Below are 18,613 nucleotides of genomic sequence, written 5' to 3' on the forward strand. Positions count from 1 at the left end.
ATAAAATGTCAGTGGTCGAATGTAGGTTCTGATCATGGTTGAGAACCTGAGCTTCGACGACGAAGACGCCCCCGGTGATACCGCCACGGCGGAGCTGCTGGCGGCCATCGTCACTGCGGACCAGATGATCAATTCCATGACGGCCATGCGCACCACCCTCATCGAGACGCTGCGCACGTCGTCCCTGACCCCGACCGAGCTCATGATGGCCCCCGGCGACCCGAACCTGGACATGGTGTCAGTGACCGCGGAGCTGGCCTGCGCCCTGCACCTACCCCACACCACCGCCGCGCACCTGCTCGACGACGCCCGCGTCCTGGCCACCGAGCTCCGCGCGACCGCCGCCGCGCTCACGCAAGGGTCAATCACCTACCGCCACGCCCAGGTGATGATCAACCACATCGCCGACCTGAACCCCCACGCCCGGGCCCGAGCGGAGACGACCCTCATCCCCCGCGCCAAGCACCTCACCGTGTCGGTGTTCAAGCGGGCCGCAGTCCGCGAACGCGACCGCCTCGACCCCCTCCCCCTCACCGTTCGCCACGAGGAGGCCGCGATCGGGCGCACCGTGCTGCTCGAGGCTGACCTGGACGGCATGGCGTGGCTCCACGCCCACCTACCCGCCACCACAGCCACCGCCATCTTCAACCGATTGTCCGACGGTGCAGCCGCGTTGGCCCACCCCGACGACCCACGCACCCTCCCCCAGCTCCGCACCGACATCCTCGCCGCACTCACCCTCGACGACGACGCCCACGACGCCTTCCACCAGGCGCTCGGCAGAGACTCAGACGGCTGCGGGTGCGGCCACGACGGCAGCGGCAGCGGCAGCGGCAGCATCGATGACGGCGACCGCGGCGAAGGCGGCGGCGCTGGTCCTGGGACGTCCAGGCGTCCTGGAGAGAGTCTCCAGGGCGCCGGTGCCCGGCTCATGCGTCAGACCTTGCGCGGCATCCGACCCACCGTCGCCATCACCGTCCCGGTCCTGACCCTCCTGGGCGGAGACGAACCCGGCGAGCTCGAAGGCTACGGACCCATCGACCCCGACACCGCCCGCGAGCTGTGCGGAAGAGCCCCGTCATTCCTGCGGATCCTCACCCACCCCCACACGAGCGCCATCCTCGGCGTCGACCGCGACCGCTACACAGTCCCCGCCGACCTCAAAGCCTGGCTCCGCCTCCGCGACGAACACTGCCGATTCCCCGGCTGCGCCCGCAGAGCCACCCGCTGCGAAACCGACCACGTCACCGACTGGGCACTAGGCGGCACCACCGACCAAACCAACATCATCCACCTCTGCACCAAACACCACCATATGAGACACCGCACCCACTGGCACTCCGACGTCATCACCACCCCACCCGGCAACACCCCCGAGAACCCCGAGAACCCCGGCAGACCAGGCGGACCGGATCGTCAGAGTGGCCCCGGCGGCCCGAACCGGAAAGCCGGACCCCTCGGCGCCAGCGTGCGCTGGACCGCACCCTCAGGACGGACCTACATCACCCACGACGCACTCACCGAACGCGGCACCGGCACCGGCACCGGCACCGGCACCGGCACCGGCACCGGCACTAAACCTGACCAGGAAACCGACCCACCACCAGACACACCCGCGGAACCTGCCAGGTTCCCCGAGACCCCACCGTTCTAGACGTCAAGGCTCCGCAGAGAGCAGCGCCCTGGTGCAATGGCGCTGCGGAAGCCGCGTTGTAGGCTCGGCCGAGGCGCGACGGACAGCTGAGGTGGCCCAGATGACGGCGATGGAGACGACGACCGACGCACAAGTGGCCGCGGTGATGGCCGAACTGGCTGCACTCGACGATCCGAGGGTCCGTCTGGTGAACGCCAAGCACAGCGACGACCACGGAGTGAACCTCGGCAAGCTTCGTGCGATCGCCAAGCGGCTCAAGACCCAACAAGACCTAGCGCGCGAGCTGTGGGACACCGACGACACCGCGGCGCGGCTGCTGGCGCTCCTCATCTGCCGTCCCAAGTCCTTCGGGCGTGACGAGCTGGACACCATGCTGCGCCAGGCGCGCACCCCCCAAGGTGCACAACTGGCTGGTCAACTACGTGGTGAAGATGAACCCCCACGCCGAGGAACTTCGCGTCGCCTGGTTCGCTGATCCGGATCCCGTGGTGGCAAGCGCCGGATGGGCGCTGACCACCGAACGTGTGGCAAGGAGGCCTGAGGGCCTCAGTCTCCCTGCACTGCTGGACACCATCGAGGCGGAGATGACGGACGCCCCTGACCGCCTGCAGTGGGCAATGAACCACTGCCTGGCCCAGATCGGGATCGAGCACGCCGAGCATCGGGTACGCGCCCTCAACATCGGGGAGCGCCTGGAGGTCCTCAAGGACTATCCGACGCCCCCGAACTGCACCTCGCCGTTCGCGCCCATCTGGATCACTGAGATGGTGTTCCGGCAAGGCGGCAGATAGATGCGGCTCGAGTCCAGCGACGGAACCGCGTTCGACCTGAGCTTGCTGAGATACCAGTTCGGCACCTCAGGGATGCGATTGGACTGGGACGCGAATTGGCTGGTCGTCGCCGCGACCATCGCGCTCCCCGACAGCCGGTCGTGGTCATTCGTCGATCCCTGCCTCGCGACATGGGAAGCGCGGGAGCTGGAAGGGTGGTTCCGTGGCGTGCTGTCCGGGATCGTCGAACCCGCCCCATTCGTCGGCGGTGACGATGAGCACCTGCTGTCGTTCACTGAGCCGAATCTCGCGGTCAGCTTGGCGCGTCGCGACGCAGATTCTGTGACCATCCGGGTGCACCTCTCGCTCGAGGCTGAGCCGCCTTGGCTCACCGGCTACGCCGATGGCGGCGACCTGTATAGCTACTTCGTCGAGATCTCCTCGTCGCTCAACGATCTCGCCAGTGCGACAGAGGCCTGGGCTCTCGACGTTGCCGCCTTCCCTGAACGCTGACGCGCAGGGGTCTCATCAGCGCTGCTCAATTCGCCCTGCAGAGACGTGCGCGAATGCGCAGAGGCACCCATGAACAGTCGATTACGAGTCGATTGATTACGGATCGCCTCGCCAAGCACTCCCCGGGTCAGTCCCGGTCGATACGAGACGCACCTACGACCCGACGAGCCTCAGCTTCCCAGCTCGCCCAGCACCGCGTCCGTGAACACGGGCCAGACCTCCGCGGCCCACGGGCCGAAGTTGCGGTCGGTGAGCGCGACGCACGCCACCTGCGCCTGGGGGTCCACCCACACGAACGTTCCCGCCTGGCCGAAGTGGCCGAAGGTCTGCGGCGAGCTCGACGACCCGGTCCAGTGCGGGGACTTGCCGTCCCGGATCTCGAAGCCTAAGCCCCAGTCGTTGGGATCCTGGCGGCCAAAGCCGGGAAGCACGCCCTTGCGCCCCGGGAAGGCGACCGTGGTCGCCTCGGTGAGCGTCGCCCGGTGCAGCAGCCTCGGGTTCTGCAGCTCGGCGGCGAACGCCGCCAGGTCACCGGCGGTCGAACTCGCTCCGGCTGCCGGGGACCCCGCGAAGTCCGTCGACTCCATGCCGAGCGGCAGGAGCACGGCCTCGCGGACGTAGGCAGCGAAGTCGATCCCCGAACGTTCGGCAATCACCTCGGCAAGGACCTCGAAGCCCGCGTTGGAGTAGATCCGCCGGTCCCCCGGGGTGGCACGGATCGTGCGCTCGGCGAAGTCGTAGCCTGCGGTGTGCGCCAGGAGGTGGCGGATCGTCGCGCCCTCGGGGCCGGCCGCATCGTCGAGCTCGACGGCCCCCTCCTCGACGGCGACCAGCGCCGCATACGCGGTGAGCAGCTTGGTGACGGAGGCAAGACGGTAGACCCGGTCCTGATCACCATGAGCGGCCAGGGTCTCCCCCGCCGCCGAGATCACCGCCACAGAGGCGTTCGTGACGGGCCAGGACTCGATCAGTTCGACGCTGCGCATGTACCGACCCTAGGACATCGGCGAGCAGCTCCGGTGTGGTGTCAGCCAAAGTGGTGTCAGCCAGAGCGACCTCAGCCGGAGTGACGCCCGGACCGCACTGGCTCGCTGACATCGCCAGCGCTGCCGTCGCCGAGTCCGGCGCCGGTGTCGGCTGAACCGTCGTCGTCGGTCACGGGGGTCGCCTTGGCGCGTTCACGCTTGGGCGGCGCAGGCACGGGGACGTCGATCCCGGCCAGGGCCATCTTCACCAGCGCACGCGCGTCGCGCGGCAGCGGGAGCAACGGCTTGGGGAGCACGCCTGCATCGAGGCCGAGCAGCCCGGCGATCGTGTGCGCGGTCCGGATGCCACCGTACTGGCGCATGATGATCGACAGCGGCGTGAGCTGACGTTGCAACGCCCTCGCCTCTGGCGCGCGGTCGACCACGGCAGCCGTGGTGATCGCGACACAGATCTCGGGCAGCACGCCGGCGAGGGCCGAGTGCCAGGCGGAGGCCCCGGAGAGCAGGATCTGCGCCCCGAGCCCGTCACCGCTGAAGCCCCAGTCGAGTCGCTTCGCGGTGCGCTGGGGCAGCTCGGCGGTGATCTTCTCGATGCGGTCCTTGATGTCCGCGGCGTTCACGCCGCGATCCTTGAACCCGGCCACCCCGGACAGCCGGCCGAGCTTGGCCAGCTCCGCGACGGAGAACCGGTGCCCGGTCGTGGCGGGGTTGTTGTAGACCCAGATCGGGATGGTGGCCGCCGAGGACGCGTCCTTGTAGAGGCCAAAGATCTCGTCGAACTGCAGCGGCTGGTAAGCCATGGGCTGCAAGAGCGCGCCGGACGCCCCGACGCCCGCTGCCTCGTCCAGGTTGGCCAGCACCTCCGCGGTGCTCAGCGCACCGACCCCGACGACGACCGGCACCCGGCCGTCCGCGACCTCGACCGCGCTGCGGGCGATGCGCTTGCGCGCCGACCGAGGCATGTACGCGAAGCCGCCGGTGCTGCCCAGCACGCCGATCGCGCTCACGCCGGCCACGATCGCGGAGTCGACAAGCTGCTCGAACGAACGGGTCAGCAGACGCCCGTCCTCCCCACGCGGGGTGAACGGGTACGCGACAAGAGGACCAATCGACGGCATCAGTTCAGCCTAGCCATACCCAGGACGTTTGACCCGAAGGAAACACGACCTTCAGCGGAAATCTCGTGAAGATGTCGCGACCTGCAGTGATAGTGCGGACATGTGCTCGGCGACAAGATTCGTGGCGTTATCGGCGCGTTCGATCCGCCCGCGCACCACGAGGGCAGCAGACGTGCGGGCAACCCGCCGGAAGCGCTGCCACAGGCCGGGCGAGCAGACGACGTTGAGCTGCCCGGTCTCGTCCTCGAGAGAGATGAACGTCACACCCCGCGCGGTGCCCGGCCGCTGGCGGTGAGTGACCACACCGGCCACGGACACCCGGCGTTCCGCCTCGTGCGTGAAGCACTCCTGGACCGTCAGCACACCGGCCGCGGTCAGCCCAGGGCGCACGTGCTCCGTGGGGTAGGACCCGACCGTCACCCCGGTCGACCAGACGTCGGCGACCGCGATCTCCAGCTCGCTCATCCCCGGCAGCATCGGTGCGCTGACCCCCACCGAGACGCCTGGCAGGGTGTCGGGCCGTTCCTGCGCGAGCGCGCCCGCCGCCCACAGCGCCTCGCGCCGGCCGACGCCGAGCGAGTCGACCGCCCCCGCGGTCGCCAACGACTCCAGGTGCACGGTGGTCAGCGACCCCCGCCGCGCCAGGTCACGCAGGTCGGCGAAGGGCCCGCCCGCCGCGCGCTCCGCCACGAGCCTCTGCGCGACGTCGTCGGCCACGCTGCGCACGGAGGCCAACCCCAATCGCACCCCGAGCACCCCGAGCCCGCTCCCCCCGAGCCCGTCCGGGACCCGCTCCACGAGCGCCTGGGCGCCCGAGGCGTTGATGTCCGGGCGCAGCACGGTGACCCCACGGCGTCGGGCATCGGCGACGAGGGACTGTGGTGAGTAGAAGCCCATCGGCTGCGCGGCGAGCAGCCCGGCGTAGAACGCCGCGGGGTGACGGACCTTGAGCCAGGCGCTCGCGTAGACGAGGTATGCGAAGGAGTAGGCGTGGGACTCCGGGAAGCCGAAGTCGGCGAAGCCCTTGAGCTTGCCGAAGATCTCCTCCCCCGTGTCCCGGTCGATCCCCTTCGCCGCCATGCCGTCGAGCAGGCGCTCGTGCATCGCCTCCATCCGTTCGACGGACCGCTTGGACCCCATGGCTCGGCGGAGCTGGTCGGCCTCAGCCGGGGTGAAGTCGGCGACGTCGATCGCCATCTGCATGAGCTGTTCCTGGAAGAGCGGCACCCCCAGGGTCCTGGCCAGCGACTTCTCCAACGACGGGTGGAGGTAGGTGACGTCCTGCCGACCACGCTTGCGTTCGATGTAGGGGTGCACGGAGTTGCCCTGGATCGGGCCGGGGCGGATGAGCGCGACCTCGATGACGATGTCGTAGAACTTCTCGGGTCGCAGCCGCGGCAGGGTGGAGATCTGCGCGCGCGACTCGACCTGGAACACCCCGATGGTGTCCGCCGCGCACAACAGGTCGTAGACCGCCGGGTCCTCCTGCGGCAGCCCGTGCAGGGTGAGCTCGATCCCCTCGTGCTCGCGGACCTGCTCGAAGGCGATCCGCAGCGCCGTGAGCATGCCCAGCCCCAGCAGGTCGAACTTCACCAGGCCGGCGTCGGCGCAGTCCTCCTTGTCCCACTGCAGAACCGTGCGACCGGGCATCCTCGCCCACTCCACCGGGCACACCTCCACGACGGGGCGGTCGCACAGGACCATGCCGCCGGAGTGGATGCCCAGGTGCCGCGGCAGGTGCAGCAGCCGCTCTGCCAGGTCGATCACGGGCGCGGGGATGTCCTGGGTATCGTCCTGCTCGACGACAGGGCCCTTGTGCCACATGCCCTCCCGGGCTTGCGACCGGTCCTGGCGCGCGGTGCGCGACGTGGTCGCACTGTTGGCACTGTCGGCGCGCTCGTCGTCGGCGGTGCTGGCCAGCGGATCGACGACCCGCTCGGGCACCGGGTCCACGGGGGCCGCGTCGGTCGCCGGCTGGGGGCGCAGCGACCCCCACCGCTCGATGTGCTTGCTCCAGGCGTCCTGCTGCCCGACGTCGTAGCCGAGCGCCCGCGCGGCGTCGCGGATCGCGGAGCGCGGCCGGTAGGAGATGACGTTGGCGACCTGGGCCGCGTGACGGCGGCCGAAGGTCTCGTAGACGTGCTGGATGACCTCTTCGCGGCGCCCGGACTCGATGTCGACGTCGATGTCCGGGGGGCCGTCGCGCTCGGGGGCGAGGAAGCGTTCGAAGAGCAGGTTGTGCTTGACGGCGTCCACGGCCGTGATCCCCAGCGCGTAGCAGACGGCGGAGTTCGCCGCGGATCCACGCCCCTGCGCCAGGATGCCGTTGACCCGACAGAACTCCACGAGGTCGTAGACGATGAGGAAGTACCCGGGGAAGTCGAGGTCCTCGATGATCCGCAGCTCCCGATCGATCTGTGCGTAGGCCCCCGCCTCGGTCTCCCGGTCGCGCGGGCCGTACCGCTGGTAGGCGCCCTCGCGGACCAGCTCGCGCAACCACGTCGCCTCGGTGTGCCCGGCTGGGACCTTGTAGGGCGGCAGGTTGGGGGCCACGAGCGCGAGGTCGAAGACGCACTCCTCTCCGAGTGCGGCCGCGGTCGCGACCGCCTCGCGGTGAAGGGAATGGCGCAGGACCATCTCCGCGCCCGAGCGCAGGTGGGCAGCGGGCGCGGCCGGCAGCCACCCGGCGATCTCGTCGAGGGACGACCGGGCCCGGATCGCCGCGAGCGCGGCGGCCAGGTCGCCGTCCTGGGGCCGGGCGTAGTGGGCCGCGGTGGTCGCCACGAGCGGGAGGTTCGCGGCGCGGGCGAGGTCGGCGAGGTGGTCGTTGCGCTCGGAGTCGTAGGGGTCACCGGAGTCGGTGATCTCGACCGCGACGTTGTCGTGGCCGAAGGTGGCCACGAGCCGGTCGAGCTCGTGGCGCGCGCCGGCAAGATCCCACTGCTGCCCAGCCGGGCCCCGTCGTTGTCCGCCCAGGGCGCGCCGGACCGCCCCCTTGCGGCACCCGGTCAGGACCAGCCACTGCCCGGCGGACTGCTCCCCGAGCCGGTCGAGGGTGTAGCTCGCGGCGCCCTTCTGTCCGGTCTCCAGGTGGGCGTCGGCGATCGCGGCGGACAGGTTGCGGTAGCCCTGCGGTCCGCGGGCGAGCACCACCAGGTGGGCGGACTGCGGGTCGGGGGTCCCGGTCGGAGGGTCGAGCACCCCGTCGCTCGTGGGGAGGTGGAGCTCGGCGCCGAAGATCGTGGCCAGCCCGGCATCGCGGGCGGCCTCGGCGAAGCGCACGACGCCGTAGAGCCCGTCGTGGTCGGTGATCGCCAGCGCGGACAGGCCGAGCCGGACCGCCTCGGCAACCATCTCCTCGGGCTGGCTCGCGCCGTCGAGGAAGCTGAAGGCCGAGTGCGCGTGCAGCTCGGCATAGGCGGGGGCCTCAGTCATAGAGCGCCTCCCAGGTCCACCGGCCAGCGGTGCAGGCCAGCAGCACCGCGCTCTCGTCGTCGAGCACGGCCTGCAGGTAGACCCGGCGCTGGGGTTCGGTGGTCCACCAGCGTTCGGAGACCGGCCAGGGGCCGGCCCAGCCGATGATCGGTCGGGTCGCCTCGGCGGTGACGACGACCGCGGGTGCCCCGCTCATCGCCAGGCGCAGGTTCACCACGACGGGGTGGCCCTGGGCGTCGACGACCTCGACGTCGGCCGCCGTCGCAAGGATCGTGGCGGGCGCGGGGGCGGGGAGCCGCCCCGGCCAGGGCTGGTCGGCGGGCCGCGTCGGGGCGTCGTCGTCGCCCCAGGCGACCAGGTGCACCTGGTCGCGCAGGCCCCGCCCACCCTGGACGGTCGCGCTGAGGACGCCACCCCCACCGAGGAGACCCTGCACGCGCTCGGTAGCCCGGCGGGCGCGCAGCTCGTCCCCGCTGGCGGCCCCCCACAACCGTCCCTGCTGCATGCCGGCCGGGCTCACTCCCTCGGCCGTGATACCCAGCCTGACCAGCGCGGAGGGCTCCAGGTCACGGTCACCGGCGTCAGCCCGGGCGCCCGAGAGCCAGCCCTCGAGCTGCCAACGCACCCGGTCGGTGATGCGCGCCGCGGAGAGCCCGCCGAGGGCGCCGTCATCGGTGCGCCAGGTCCGGACCAGGTCGGTCCCGGACTCGGTGCGCGCCGTGATGCGCAGCCGGGCGCAGGTCACCGACTGGGCGAGGATGAGCGCGTGGAGCTCCTCGGCGAGCCCGCGGGCGGCGAAGGCGGCGATGTCGACGCGTTCGGCGGGCGGGTCCAGGACGGACTCGACCGCGATGTCGGGCTCGATGCGGCGACGGGCAGGCGGGCGCAGGTCGCTTCCGCGGGCCATACGGTGGGCCCAGCGGCCGCGTTCGCCGAAACGCGTGTGCACGTCGGCCTCGGCGAGGGCGGTCAGGTCTCCCAGTGTCCGTAGCCCCAGCCGGATCCACAGGCTGATCAGGTCACGCAGCTCGGTCACCGCGCGTGGGGTCATCGCGGCGTGCAGCAACGCGTCCAGGGGCTGACCGGTCAGGTAGTCGCGCGTGGCTCCGGGCGGCAGGAGCAACGACGTCCTGGCGGCCAGCAGCGCCGCGAGGATGCCGTCGGCCGCGCCGACCTGGCACTCGTAGCCGGTGCGCGCGGCGACCTGCTCGACGATCCGTTGGGCGAGCAACTCCTCGGAGCCGTGGTACCGGCTCGCCCCGAGGGCGGGCAGCACCATGAGGCCCGGGCGGGCCACCTCCAGGCCGGCCACGAGCGTCTCGACGGCCACGGCGACCGGCTCGAACTCCCGGGTGTCGCGCCCCTCGTCCTCGGCCAGCAGCTCCAGGCCAGGGCAGCACTCCTGGGCTGTGCGCAGCCGCATGCCGCGTCGGACTCCTGCGGCCCGGGCCAGGGCCGATGCGACCAGGACCCGGCGGCCGTCATGGACCGCGGCGGGCAGGTCCGCGGGGATCTCCCCCGTGCGCATCGCGGCCAGGACGGGCCAGTCCGGGACCCAGACGACGGCGGTGCGGTGCGCCATCGCGCCCGGGCGGTCGAGCCCCGGGTGGTCGCGCATGGTTGCGGCGGGTTTGCTCATGCCGTCACCCGACCTGCGCGAGCGGGGCGGATGGAGCTGACGAGACAGCCGGGCCCGCCGCTGTGACCGGGACGGGCGCGGTGACCCGGGTGGGCATGGTCGCCTGGGTGGGCAGGGCGGTGCCGCTCGTCTCCAGGGGCAGCCAGAGATCCCGGCTGAGCGGGATCCCCGCGCCGGACCGACCGGACCGGGTGACCGTGAGGAGACGGCTGCGCAACCGTCCGTGCCCCACACCCAGGCCCGACCACTGGCTGCGCTCGGCAGTCAGCGTCATGCCCGCCCCTTGCCATGGGCGCATGGCCAGGATGACGCTCGCGCGTTCGCGGGCGCGCGCGGCCAACCGGCGGCGATCGGAGTCGACCAGCACGGCCTCGGGGCCGACGACCACGATGTCCATGCCGTCCAGCAGTGCGGCCACCGTCGTGGCCGACTCGATGCCCGGGCCGGGGACCAGGACGAGTCGCGAAAGGTCAACCCCCGCCTGCGCGGCGGCCAGCAGGTTGATGCCGGGTGCCCCCACGAGGGCTCCCCAGGAACCGGCCTGCGATGCCTCGGCGATCAGCGACAGGAGCAGGGACGTCGAGCCGGAGACCACCGTGATGCTCCCCCGGCGCAGCCCTTCGGGGATCATCTCGCACAGCTGCGGCGGGATCGGCAACGGTGGTCGCTCGGTGCTGACCAGCCGATCGGTGCTGGTGGACGGGACAGCAGCGGTGAGCCGCTCGGCGGTGGACCGCTCGGCAGTGGACCACCGAGTGGCTCCGACAAGATGCTCGCGCTGGTGCGGCGTCTCGTGGCTGGGCGCGGCGGCCCGGAGCGCGGGCGGCGAGGTCTGCGCGGCGGCGTGCGCTCCGCCGTCGGGCAGTCCAGAACCAGGTATTTCGGTGACGTGATCAGCGACGATGCGCAGGGTGCGGGCGCCCGTGCGCTCCTCGGCCAGGCGCAACGCCTCCTTGGCGCGGGCGACCCTGTCGAGGATCCCGAGGACCGGTTCGTCTACGTCGCGGGTCGCGCCCATACCCACCCCTCGATGTTGATCGATGTCAGCCGTCGTTCACCAGATGCCAGATAGAACATCTGTTCGAACAACGATACGCCACCCCGCCGACGGACGACTCCCGTCGACGCTCAGAGCGCCCGCACGCGCCCCCCGAGGGGCCAGACAGCCCGGCACGACAGGCCGGTGCGCAACAATGACCAAATAAGGCGATCATCGCCGATTCCATCTCTCGCTCGACGATCTCTACGTGTCACATCGGAGCCCCATGAGAAACCCATCGCAGCAGCGCCCACCCACCGCGCATCGCACGAAGCCAGCACTCGGCGTCGGCCTGGTCGTGGCCGCGTGCGCCATCGCAGGCTGCTCCTCGGTCAGCATCTCGGTCGTCGACGGCAGCTCCGACACCTGGACCGTCGCCGTGGCCGATCCGCGATTCGGCTCGGAAGACACCTGCAGCAACGATCCGAGCGTGGAACGTGCATTCTCGACCGCCGACCTGCCGTCCTCTCGCCTGGGCATCTCCCTGGTCCCCGGCGCGACAGAAGACGACGCACACCGTGTCGCCACGTGCTTGCAAGACGTGCTCGACAGCGGAAACGTCACCATCGGGCGGCCCCGCTGACGGTGCCGCACCGGAGGGGCAGGAGCGAGCCTGCAGGAGGCAGAACGGCCGAGACGCCCGCCGCTCCCCGGCGCCACGAGACTGACGTGCACGCGCCCCGCCGGGCAGGCGATGATGGGCCCATGGATCTCACCCGGCCCGTGCCGCCCGCCCCCTACTCGTTCCTGCCCCCGGTTCCGTCCTTCACGCTGACCAGCGACGACATGACCGAGGGCGCAGCACTCGACCCGGCGTTCACCGCCGGGGGCGACAACGCCTCTCCGCACCTGTCGTGGTCGGGTTTCCCCAAGGAGACCCAGTCCTTCCTCGTGAACATGTTCGACCCCGACGCGCCCACCCCGGCCGGCTGGTGGCACTGGACGATCGTCGACCTACCGCTCGAGGTCACCGAGCTCAACCGCGGCGACGGCGCGAGCGACCTCATGCTGCCCGGTGCGGCCTTCCACGTCCGCAACGACGGCGGCGAGTACGACTACTCCGGCTCGGCCCCGCCCCGCGGTGACCGCGCGCACCGCTACGTCTTTGCCGTGCACGCCCTCGACGTCGACACCTTCGATGCCGACCCCGACGACGGCGCGACGCTCGTCGCCTTCAAGGCCGTGTTCCACACGATCGCGCGGGCAACCCTGACGGCAACGTTCCAGCTGGGCTAACCTGCCGCCATGGCCGACTCCCACATTGCTGAAATCGCTTCCACCCCGACGGAGGGCCCCTTCGAGCCCGGCTCGACCCCCGTGATCGGGACCGCGACCTGGGTGCCCGCCCTGAGCCGCCCCGATCTGCTCGCCGACGTCACCCACGCCGCCCTCGCGGCGTGGGCGGCGACCGACCCGGAGGTCGCCGCCGGAGTCTTCGTGGCCGAGGTTGACCCGGCCTTGTCCGACACCGCGGCGATGAGCGAGGCCTACCAGATCCCGATGGCCCAGTCGGTCAACTGCGTGCTCGTGACGGGCAAGCGGGAGGGCGTGGAGCGCCGGGCGGCGGCCACGGTCCGCGCCTCCACCCGCGCCGACGTCAACGGCGCCATCAAGGCGCTGCTCGACGTCCGCAAGGCGTCCTTCGCGCCGGTGGACCGGGCCGTCGCCGAGTCCGGCATGGAGTACGGCGGCATCACGCCCATCGGTCTCCCCGGCGACTGGCCCGTGCTGCTCGACGCCGGCGCGCGGGCCGGGTGGATCGTCATCGGCTCGGGAGTGCGTCGCTCGAAGATCGCCCTGCCCGGCCATCTCCTGGCCGCGCTGCCGGGCGTGCGCGTCGTCGAGCACCTCGCCATCGGCTGACCAGGGCGTTCGCCTCTGTTGGTTGGTGCATCACACCAACCGGGTGCGCAGCCCGTCCACGAAGACGCTCAGGCCGAAGCCGAACCGCGCCGTCTCGCCGGAGAGCTCCTGGGTGGCGGAGGCGTCGGTGCTCGTCACCCCGAGGGCGACCGACTGGGCGTGCGACTGCTCGTCCGCGGTATGCCCGAAGACATAGTGCAGCACGGTGAGGGCGGCCAGCTCGGCCTCCTCGGGCGTGAAACCCGCATCGACGAGCACCCCGGTGATGAGCGGAACGGTGTTCCCGCGACCGGTCCGCAAGGCGTAGGCGGCCGCGACGACCTCGGCTCCGTCGCGGTGCGCGAGCAGCGCGGCGCGCAGCCGGTGGGCCAGCTCGGTGATCCGGATATCCCAGTCCCCAACCGGCGCGGGTCCGTCGACAGCCAGCAGGATCTCGTCGGCGATCGCACCCAGCAGAGCCTGCTTGCTGGCGAAGTGCCAGTAGAGGGCGCCGGGCTGGATCCCCAACGACGTCGCAAGGCGCCGCATGGTGAGGTCGCCGAGACCGTACTCGTCGAGGATCGCGAGAGCCCCGTGCAGCACGTCGGTGCGGCTGAGCGCCATGCGAGGAGGTCCTTGTCGTCGAGCGGTCGGGGCGGGCAGGGAGTTGACGCTATCCCATCTCAGGGATATCTTGAACGCCGTTCAAGTAATTGAACACCGTTCAAGTTGATTTCCACATCCCACCACCGCCCCCAGGAGCCCTCGTGTCGTCTGCAGCCCTCTCCCCCGCCGCTACCCGGCCGGTCCTGGCCGACCTCGTGCCCACGATCACGGCCTCGCGCACCCTGACCGACGCGCTGCTGGTCGGTGCCGGGACCCTGTTCGTGGCCGCCTTCGCCCAGCTCTCGGTGACGCTGCCGTTCACCCCGGTGCCGATCACGCTCTCGTCCTTCGCAGTCCTGCTCACCGGCGCCGCGCTCGGCTCGCGCCGCGGCGCGCTGTCTATGGCGCTGTACGTCCTGGCCGGCGTCCTCGGAGCCCCGTTCTACGCCGACGGCGCGAGCGGGTGGGCCTTCGCCTCCTTCGGCTACGTGCTCGCCTACCTCCCGGCCGCGGTCGTCGCCGGCCACCTAGCCCGCCGCGGCAGTGACCGGACGCCGTGGGGGACGGTTGCCCTCGTCGCGGCGGCCTCGGCGACCATCTACGTGCCGGGAGTCATCTGGCTCATGACCTACCTCGACGTCAACCTCACCACTGCGCTCGCGCTCGGCGTCACGCCCTTCCTGATCGGCGACGCCGTCAAGGCCCTCGCCCTGGGCGCCGTGCTGCCCACCGCCTGGAAGGTCGTCGGGCGCAAGAGCTGAGCAAGCGGTTCAACCAGCCAGCAGCTCAACCAGCCTGCAGCTCAACCAGCATTGCGCAGCAGCCAGTCGGTGTCCGGGTCGCCGAGGGTCGGGTCAGGTACCGGAGCAGCCGGGTGGGTGGCGATCGTGTCCTCGACCCGCACCGGCTCGGGGAGCTCGCGGAAGCGTTCCCGCGCGTCGTCGGGCACCGCGTCGTCGGGCACTGTGCTGCTGTCCTCGGGACTCATCGAATGCGTGACCATCGTGACCATCGTCTCCTTCTGGGGGAAGAGCAGGTACCAGCACCGTACTCCCGGCGTTCCCTTTGTAGACTCGGCTCCGCCGGGCGTGCCTCGTGACGGCCCCCCAGAGACAAGAGCAGCGCATGAGCCTGATCCGGCTGAACGACGTCAGTGTCCGCTTCGACGACGCGCAGGTCCTGCGCGAGTCGTTCTTCCGCCTCGACGCCGGCGACCGGGTGGGCCTGATCGGGCGCAACGGCTCCGGAAAGTCGACCCTGCTCAAGCTCGCCCTCGGCCAGGTCGAGCCGGACACCGGGACCGTCGCCCTCGAGCTGGGCATCAAGATCGGGTACTTCTCCCAGTTCTCCGAGCTCGACGGCACGGCCACCATCACGCAGGTCCTCACCGAACTGTTCGCTGACATCCAGGCCGTCGAGGCCGAGCTCGCCTCGATCGAGGCGAGCCTCGCCGACGAGGCGTGCGACGCAGCCGACCTCGACCGGCTGATCTCCCGCCAGGGCGAGCTCTTCGAGGAGATGGACCGCCTCGACGGCTGGGACTACCCGCGCCGCATCGACACCACGCTGTCCACCCTCGGATTCGACGACGCGCACCGCATCTGCGCGATCGACGAGCTCTCCGGCGGCTGGCGCAACCGCGCGGCCCTCGCGAAGATCCTGCTCGAGGGTCCCGACGTGCTGCTGCTGGACGAGCCGACCAACTTCCTGGACGTGGCCGGGGTCGAGTGGCTCGAGGCCTGGTTCCGGGACTTCCGTGGCGCGGCGATCATCGTCTCCCACGACCGCGCGTTCCTGGACACCGTCGTGACCCGCATCGTCGAGGTGGAGAACTTCCACCTGCACGAGTACCCCGGGAACTTCGGGGAGTACGTGGTCGCCAAGCAGTTCCGGCTCAAGACCCTCGAGCAGCAGTTTGTCCACGAGTCTGAGCTGCTGGCCTTCGAGGCCGAGGGGATCTCCGACCGCCGCGAGGCGGCCAAGGCCGCGAGCCGCAAGCTCGGCAGCGCCCTCGCCAAGGTCAAGAAGTCCCGTGCGCCGCGTCCCGTGGACCAGATCATCACCGAGATCTACGGCGGCCTGCACGTCAAGGACGTGCTGTGCCGGGTCGAGGGGCTCGCCAAGTCCTACGGGGACAAGCGGCTCTTCTCCGACCTGAGCTTCGAGATCCGTCGTGGCCACCGGATCGTGGTGACCGGTTCCAACGGCAGCGGCAAGAGCACCCTGCTCCGCGTGCTGACCGGCGAGGAGAGCGCCGACTCCGGTGAGGCAGCGTGGACCAAGGGCACCACGGTCGTCTCCTACAACCAGATGCTCGACGCGCTCGACCCCGCCGACACGGTCAGCCACGCGGTCAACGCGCTGCCCGACTCCCTCGCCCTCACCGCGACCCGCAAGTCGGTCAACCGGTTCCTGGCCATGTTCCAGTTCTCCGAGGCCGACCTCAAGCAGAAGATCGGGAACCTCTCCGGTGGCCAGCGGGCCCGTGTGGCGATGGCCCAGTGCCTGCTCTCGGGTGCATCCGTACTGGTCCTGGACGAGCCGACGAACCACCTCGACCTGTCCAGCACCCAGGTCATGGAGCGCGCGCTGGCGCACTTCCCCGGGGCCGTCGTGGTTGTCAGCCACGACCGGTTCTTCAGCGACAAGGTCGGCAACCACCGTCTCGTCTTCAGCGCGGACGCCGAGCTGGCGGTGCTCCCCGCCTGAGCGGGTAGCGCCGCGCGGCCGCGAGTTCTACTCGGCGACGTCGGGCTGGGACTCCGGCTCGGCGTCGGCCGCTGCGGCGGGCGCCTTGCCGAGGGCCGCGCGCGAGGCGTCGCCGTTCCAGTCCGGGACGAGCTCGTCGATGCGCGCGGACTGCTCTGAGGTGAGCTCCCCGGCGTCGTAGGCGTCGATGTGCAGCGCGATCCAGGCGCCGCGGTCAGCCTCGTCCTCGGGGACGGGCGTCACACGGGCCCGGGCACCGAGGTCGTTCCAGCCCGGGATCTCCTCGTCCAGGTGGGCGACCAGGTCCGCGTCGATGGTCCCGGCGTCGAATGCGTCGATCTGCTCCTTGAGCCAGACGACCAGTTCTTCTTCACTTCTCTCGCTCACGATGTGCCTTGTTCTCTCGTGCGGATACGGATGCTGCTGGCCACCATCATCCCTTGCTCAATGCCTGCCCGACGCCGCGCGCACGCACCGGTTGCGGCCCGGGGGCCGCGCCCTAGGCTCGAAGGATCCTCCTCGCGCCCACCCGGACGGAACCTCATGACCCAGACCGTCGTCGCATGACCGAGACCGCCGTCGTGCTCCTGTCCCACCGCAGCCGGCTGGCCGAGATCCTGCGGGTGCTGGCTCGGTACGGGCTCGCGGGGATCCTCGACGAGGGTGCCTTCGACGCGATGATCGCCGACCGCCCGCGGACGCCCATGGCATTCCTCGCCGACTGGCTGACGGCCAAGGTCGACCTGGACGTGGCGCAGATGACCCCGGGTGAGCGGATCTGCGCGGCGCTCAGCGAGCTCGGCACCACATGGGTGAAGCTCGGCCAGATGCTCAGTGTCCGCCCCGACATCGTCGGACCCACGATCGCCGCCGCCCTCGCCACCCTGCAGTCGGGTGTCCCCCCGGACGATCCCGACGTCAGCCTCGCCCGGGTCGAGGAGGCCCTCGGCGGCCCCGTCGGTGACAGGTTCGCGTCCTACTCGACGGTGGCCTTCGCCTCCGGCTCAGTCGCGCAGGTGCACGAGGCGGTGCTCACCGACGGCACGGCGGTCATGGTCAAGGTGGTCCACGAGGGCGCCGTCGAGCGGTCCCGGGAGGACCTCGAGATCATGCACGCCCTCGCCCGCCAGGGTGAGCAAGACGACCCGGGCCTGGCCCGCTACCGGCCGACACAGCTGATCGCGGAGTTCGACACGATGCTCACCCGCGCCCTCGACCTGCGGGGCGAGGCGCAGAACCTCCGGCTCTTCGGCCGGCTGTTCGCCGCCGAGCCCGACCTCGTCCTCCCGGCGCCGATCGACTCCCTGAGCGGGGCGCAGATCCTCACGATGACCCGGATCGACGGCCTGCACATGAGCGACCGGGCGAGCGTGGAGGCGGCCGGGTGGGACGTCGACGCCCTCGTACGCCGGGCCACCGAGCTGTACCTCGACATGATCTTCCGGTACGGGATCTTTCACGCCGACCCGCACCCGGGGAACTTCCTGCTGCCGGGTCAGGGGCGGCTCGCCATCCTCGACTTCGGCGACGTCGGGCGACTCTCCCCCACCCGGCGCGACCAGCTCGAAGAGCTGGTGGTGGCGATCGGCGGGCACGACCTCGACACCCTCGTCGACGCGGTCGTCGAGATGACCAACCCGACCCCGGGAACCGATCTCAAGGAGCTGCGCTCGGCCGTGAGCGCCTGGGCGGACCAGTACCTGCTCGCCGCGGTCGGCTCCCTCGACCTGTCGGAGATCGTCTCGACCGCCATGTCGCTCATGCACGACCACCACCTGTCCCTGCCGGCCGACCTCGCCCTGCTGTTCCGGGTGCTCACCCAGCTGCAGGGCATGGGCGCCGAGCTCGGCATCACCCTCAACATCGAAGAGCTGCTCGCCCCGTACCTGACCCAGAGCGTGCAGGAGCGCCTCTCACCGCGGCGCCTCGCGCGGCGCGCCCTGCGCTCGGCGCACCGCTGGAGCGCCTTCCTGGACGGCCTGCCCGACGACCTGACCGCGCTCCTGGACGGTGTCCGCGAGGGCAAGGTGTCGATCGACCTCAACGTCCACGACGTCGACCACGTCGCCGACCGCCTGGTCGACGCCGGGATCGCCGCTGCCTCGATCCTTGCCTCGGCGCAGCTGGTGTCCCGGTCGACGGGGCCGACGGTCGCCGGCGTGTCCGTCCCCGGCCTGCTCGCGGCCGGGGTGGGCGCGCTCACCTGGCGCCGGCTGGCCGTCCAGCGCAGGCGGCGGCGCCCGTTGTCCGCGAAGGTCCGCGACGCGGTGTCGGTGGCCCGCGCCCGGTGAGCCGCGCGGAC

At 70.9% G+C, this 18,613-nt stretch carries 16 protein-coding genes and 1 pseudogene; 9 read left to right on the forward strand and 8 right to left on the reverse strand.

Annotated features, from left to right (window positions below; genetic code table 11):
* Positions 1-34: 34 nt before the first annotated feature.
* The 3 genes and pseudogenes from BLQ50_RS13990 (at position 35) to BLQ50_RS14000 (ending at position 2,937) form a co-directional block, all read left to right on the forward strand.
* Positions 35-1,654 (forward strand): HNH endonuclease signature motif containing protein, encoded by a 1,620-nt coding sequence (locus BLQ50_RS13990; protein ID WP_093184773.1) that lies wholly within the window; start codon positions 35-37, stop codon positions 1,652-1,654.
* Between the two features lie 109 nt (positions 1,655-1,763).
* Positions 1,764-2,445 (forward strand): annotated as a pseudogene (locus tag BLQ50_RS13995) (DNA alkylation repair protein).
* Positions 2,446-2,937, forward strand: coding sequence for a WapI family immunity protein (locus tag BLQ50_RS14000; protein WP_093184776.1), 492 nt, complete (start codon positions 2,446-2,448; stop codon positions 2,935-2,937).
* 170 nt (positions 2,938-3,107) lie between these two features.
* Here BLQ50_RS14000 and BLQ50_RS14005 read toward each other — a convergent pair whose 3' ends face one another.
* From BLQ50_RS14005 to BLQ50_RS14025, 5 genes are all read right to left on the reverse strand, one after another.
* Positions 3,108-3,923, reverse strand: a complete 816-nt coding sequence (locus BLQ50_RS14005; protein ID WP_093184778.1) for a serine hydrolase domain-containing protein — start codon at positions 3,921-3,923, stop codon at positions 3,108-3,110.
* 71 nt (positions 3,924-3,994) lie between these two features.
* Positions 3,995-5,041 (reverse strand): dihydrodipicolinate synthase family protein, encoded by a 1,047-nt coding sequence (locus tag BLQ50_RS14010; RefSeq protein ID WP_093184782.1) that lies wholly within the window; start codon positions 5,039-5,041, stop codon positions 3,995-3,997.
* 51 nt (positions 5,042-5,092) lie between these two features.
* Positions 5,093-8,476: an error-prone DNA polymerase gene (locus BLQ50_RS14015; protein ID WP_093184785.1), complete on the reverse strand. Its 3,384-nt coding sequence runs from the start codon at positions 8,474-8,476 to the stop codon at positions 5,093-5,095.
* Positions 8,469-10,115: a DNA polymerase Y family protein gene (locus BLQ50_RS14020; protein ID WP_245701232.1), complete on the reverse strand. Its 1,647-nt coding sequence runs from the start codon at positions 10,113-10,115 to the stop codon at positions 8,469-8,471. Before BLQ50_RS14020 ends, BLQ50_RS14015 begins: the two co-directional genes overlap by 8 nt.
* 4 nt (positions 10,116-10,119) lie before the next feature.
* Positions 10,120-11,133 (reverse strand): hypothetical protein, encoded by a 1,014-nt coding sequence (locus tag BLQ50_RS14025; RefSeq protein ID WP_093184788.1) that lies wholly within the window; start codon positions 11,131-11,133, stop codon positions 10,120-10,122.
* Between the two features lie 247 nt (positions 11,134-11,380).
* Here BLQ50_RS14025 and BLQ50_RS14030 point away from each other — a divergent pair, with 247 nt between their 5' ends.
* The 3 genes from BLQ50_RS14030 (at position 11,381) to BLQ50_RS14040 (ending at position 13,017) form a co-directional block, all read left to right on the forward strand.
* Positions 11,381-11,737, forward strand: a complete 357-nt coding sequence (locus BLQ50_RS14030) for a hypothetical protein (protein WP_139185836.1) — start codon at positions 11,381-11,383, stop codon at positions 11,735-11,737.
* A 122-nt stretch (positions 11,738-11,859) separates the two neighbouring features.
* On the forward strand, positions 11,860-12,390 hold the full coding sequence (locus BLQ50_RS14035) for a YbhB/YbcL family Raf kinase inhibitor-like protein (RefSeq protein ID WP_093184793.1): 531 nt from the start codon (positions 11,860-11,862) through the stop codon (positions 12,388-12,390).
* Between the two features lie 9 nt (positions 12,391-12,399).
* Positions 12,400-13,017 carry a YbaK/EbsC family protein gene (locus BLQ50_RS14040; RefSeq protein ID WP_093184795.1) on the forward strand — a complete coding sequence of 206 codons (618 nt, stop codon included), beginning with the start codon at positions 12,400-12,402 and terminating at the stop codon, positions 13,015-13,017.
* Positions 13,018-13,047: 30 nt separating this feature from the next.
* Here the strand turns inward: BLQ50_RS14040 and BLQ50_RS14045 are convergent, their stop codons facing one another.
* Positions 13,048-13,620 (reverse strand): TetR/AcrR family transcriptional regulator C-terminal domain-containing protein, encoded by a 573-nt coding sequence (locus BLQ50_RS14045; protein WP_093184798.1) that lies wholly within the window; start codon positions 13,618-13,620, stop codon positions 13,048-13,050.
* A gap of 143 nt (positions 13,621-13,763) precedes the next feature.
* Between BLQ50_RS14045 and BLQ50_RS14050 the strand changes: the two genes are divergently transcribed.
* Positions 13,764-14,363: a biotin transporter BioY gene (locus BLQ50_RS14050; protein ID WP_093184800.1), complete on the forward strand. Its 600-nt coding sequence runs from the start codon at positions 13,764-13,766 to the stop codon at positions 14,361-14,363.
* Between the two features lie 41 nt (positions 14,364-14,404).
* Here the strand turns inward: BLQ50_RS14050 and BLQ50_RS14055 are convergent, their stop codons facing one another.
* Positions 14,405-14,590, reverse strand: coding sequence for a hypothetical protein (locus BLQ50_RS14055; protein WP_139185837.1), 186 nt, complete (start codon positions 14,588-14,590; stop codon positions 14,405-14,407).
* A gap of 137 nt (positions 14,591-14,727) precedes the next feature.
* Here BLQ50_RS14055 and BLQ50_RS14060 point away from each other — a divergent pair, with 137 nt between their 5' ends.
* On the forward strand, positions 14,728-16,311 hold the full coding sequence (locus tag BLQ50_RS14060; RefSeq protein ID WP_093184805.1) for an ABC-F family ATP-binding cassette domain-containing protein: 1,584 nt from the start codon (positions 14,728-14,730) through the stop codon (positions 16,309-16,311).
* Positions 16,312-16,338: 27 nt separating this feature from the next.
* Here BLQ50_RS14060 and BLQ50_RS14065 read toward each other — a convergent pair whose 3' ends face one another.
* On the reverse strand, positions 16,339-16,698 hold the full coding sequence (locus BLQ50_RS14065) for a hypothetical protein (protein WP_093184807.1): 360 nt from the start codon (positions 16,696-16,698) through the stop codon (positions 16,339-16,341).
* 176 nt (positions 16,699-16,874) lie between these two features.
* Between BLQ50_RS14065 and BLQ50_RS14070 the strand changes: the two genes are divergently transcribed.
* Positions 16,875-18,602, forward strand: a complete 1,728-nt coding sequence (locus BLQ50_RS14070) for an ABC1 kinase family protein (RefSeq protein WP_093184810.1) — start codon at positions 16,875-16,877, stop codon at positions 18,600-18,602.
* The last annotated feature ends 11 nt before the right edge of the window (positions 18,603-18,613 follow it).

The organism is Sanguibacter gelidistatuariae, from assembly GCF_900096585.1.
Lineage (GTDB): Bacteria > Actinomycetota > Actinomycetes > Actinomycetales > Cellulomonadaceae > Sanguibacter > Sanguibacter gelidistatuariae.

Bases quoted from the DNA above. Each gene is read 5' to 3' on its own strand.
- BLQ50_RS14005 (WP_093184778.1), bottom strand. From the start codon at position 3,923: ATGCGCAGCGTCGAACTGATCGAGTCCTGGCCCGTCACGAACGCCTCT.
- BLQ50_RS14070 (WP_093184810.1), top strand. From the start codon at position 16,875: ATGACCGAGACCGCCGTCGTGCTCCTGTCCCACCGCAGCCGGCTGGCC.
- BLQ50_RS14055 (WP_139185837.1), bottom strand. From the start codon at position 14,590: ATGAGTCCCGAGGACAGCAGCACAGTGCCCGACGACGCGGTGCCCGAC.
- BLQ50_RS14025 (WP_093184788.1), bottom strand. From the start codon at position 11,133: ATGGGCGCGACCCGCGACGTAGACGAACCGGTCCTCGGGATCCTCGAC.
- BLQ50_RS14015 (WP_093184785.1), bottom strand. From the start codon at position 8,476: ATGACTGAGGCCCCCGCCTATGCCGAGCTGCACGCGCACTCGGCCTTC.
- BLQ50_RS14040 (WP_093184795.1), top strand. From the start codon at position 12,400: ATGGCCGACTCCCACATTGCTGAAATCGCTTCCACCCCGACGGAGGGC.
- BLQ50_RS14000 (WP_093184776.1), top strand. From the start codon at position 2,446: ATGCGGCTCGAGTCCAGCGACGGAACCGCGTTCGACCTGAGCTTGCTG.
- BLQ50_RS14060 (WP_093184805.1), top strand. From the start codon at position 14,728: ATGAGCCTGATCCGGCTGAACGACGTCAGTGTCCGCTTCGACGACGCG.
- BLQ50_RS14045 (WP_093184798.1), bottom strand. From the start codon at position 13,620: ATGGCGCTCAGCCGCACCGACGTGCTGCACGGGGCTCTCGCGATCCTC.
- BLQ50_RS14035 (WP_093184793.1), top strand. From the start codon at position 11,860: ATGGATCTCACCCGGCCCGTGCCGCCCGCCCCCTACTCGTTCCTGCCC.
- BLQ50_RS14030 (WP_139185836.1), top strand. From the start codon at position 11,381: ATGAGAAACCCATCGCAGCAGCGCCCACCCACCGCGCATCGCACGAAG.
- BLQ50_RS14010 (WP_093184782.1), bottom strand. From the start codon at position 5,041: ATGCCGTCGATTGGTCCTCTTGTCGCGTACCCGTTCACCCCGCGTGGG.
- BLQ50_RS14020 (WP_245701232.1), bottom strand. From the start codon at position 10,115: ATGAGCAAACCCGCCGCAACCATGCGCGACCACCCGGGGCTCGACCGC.
- BLQ50_RS13990 (WP_093184773.1), top strand. From the start codon at position 35: ATGGTTGAGAACCTGAGCTTCGACGACGAAGACGCCCCCGGTGATACC.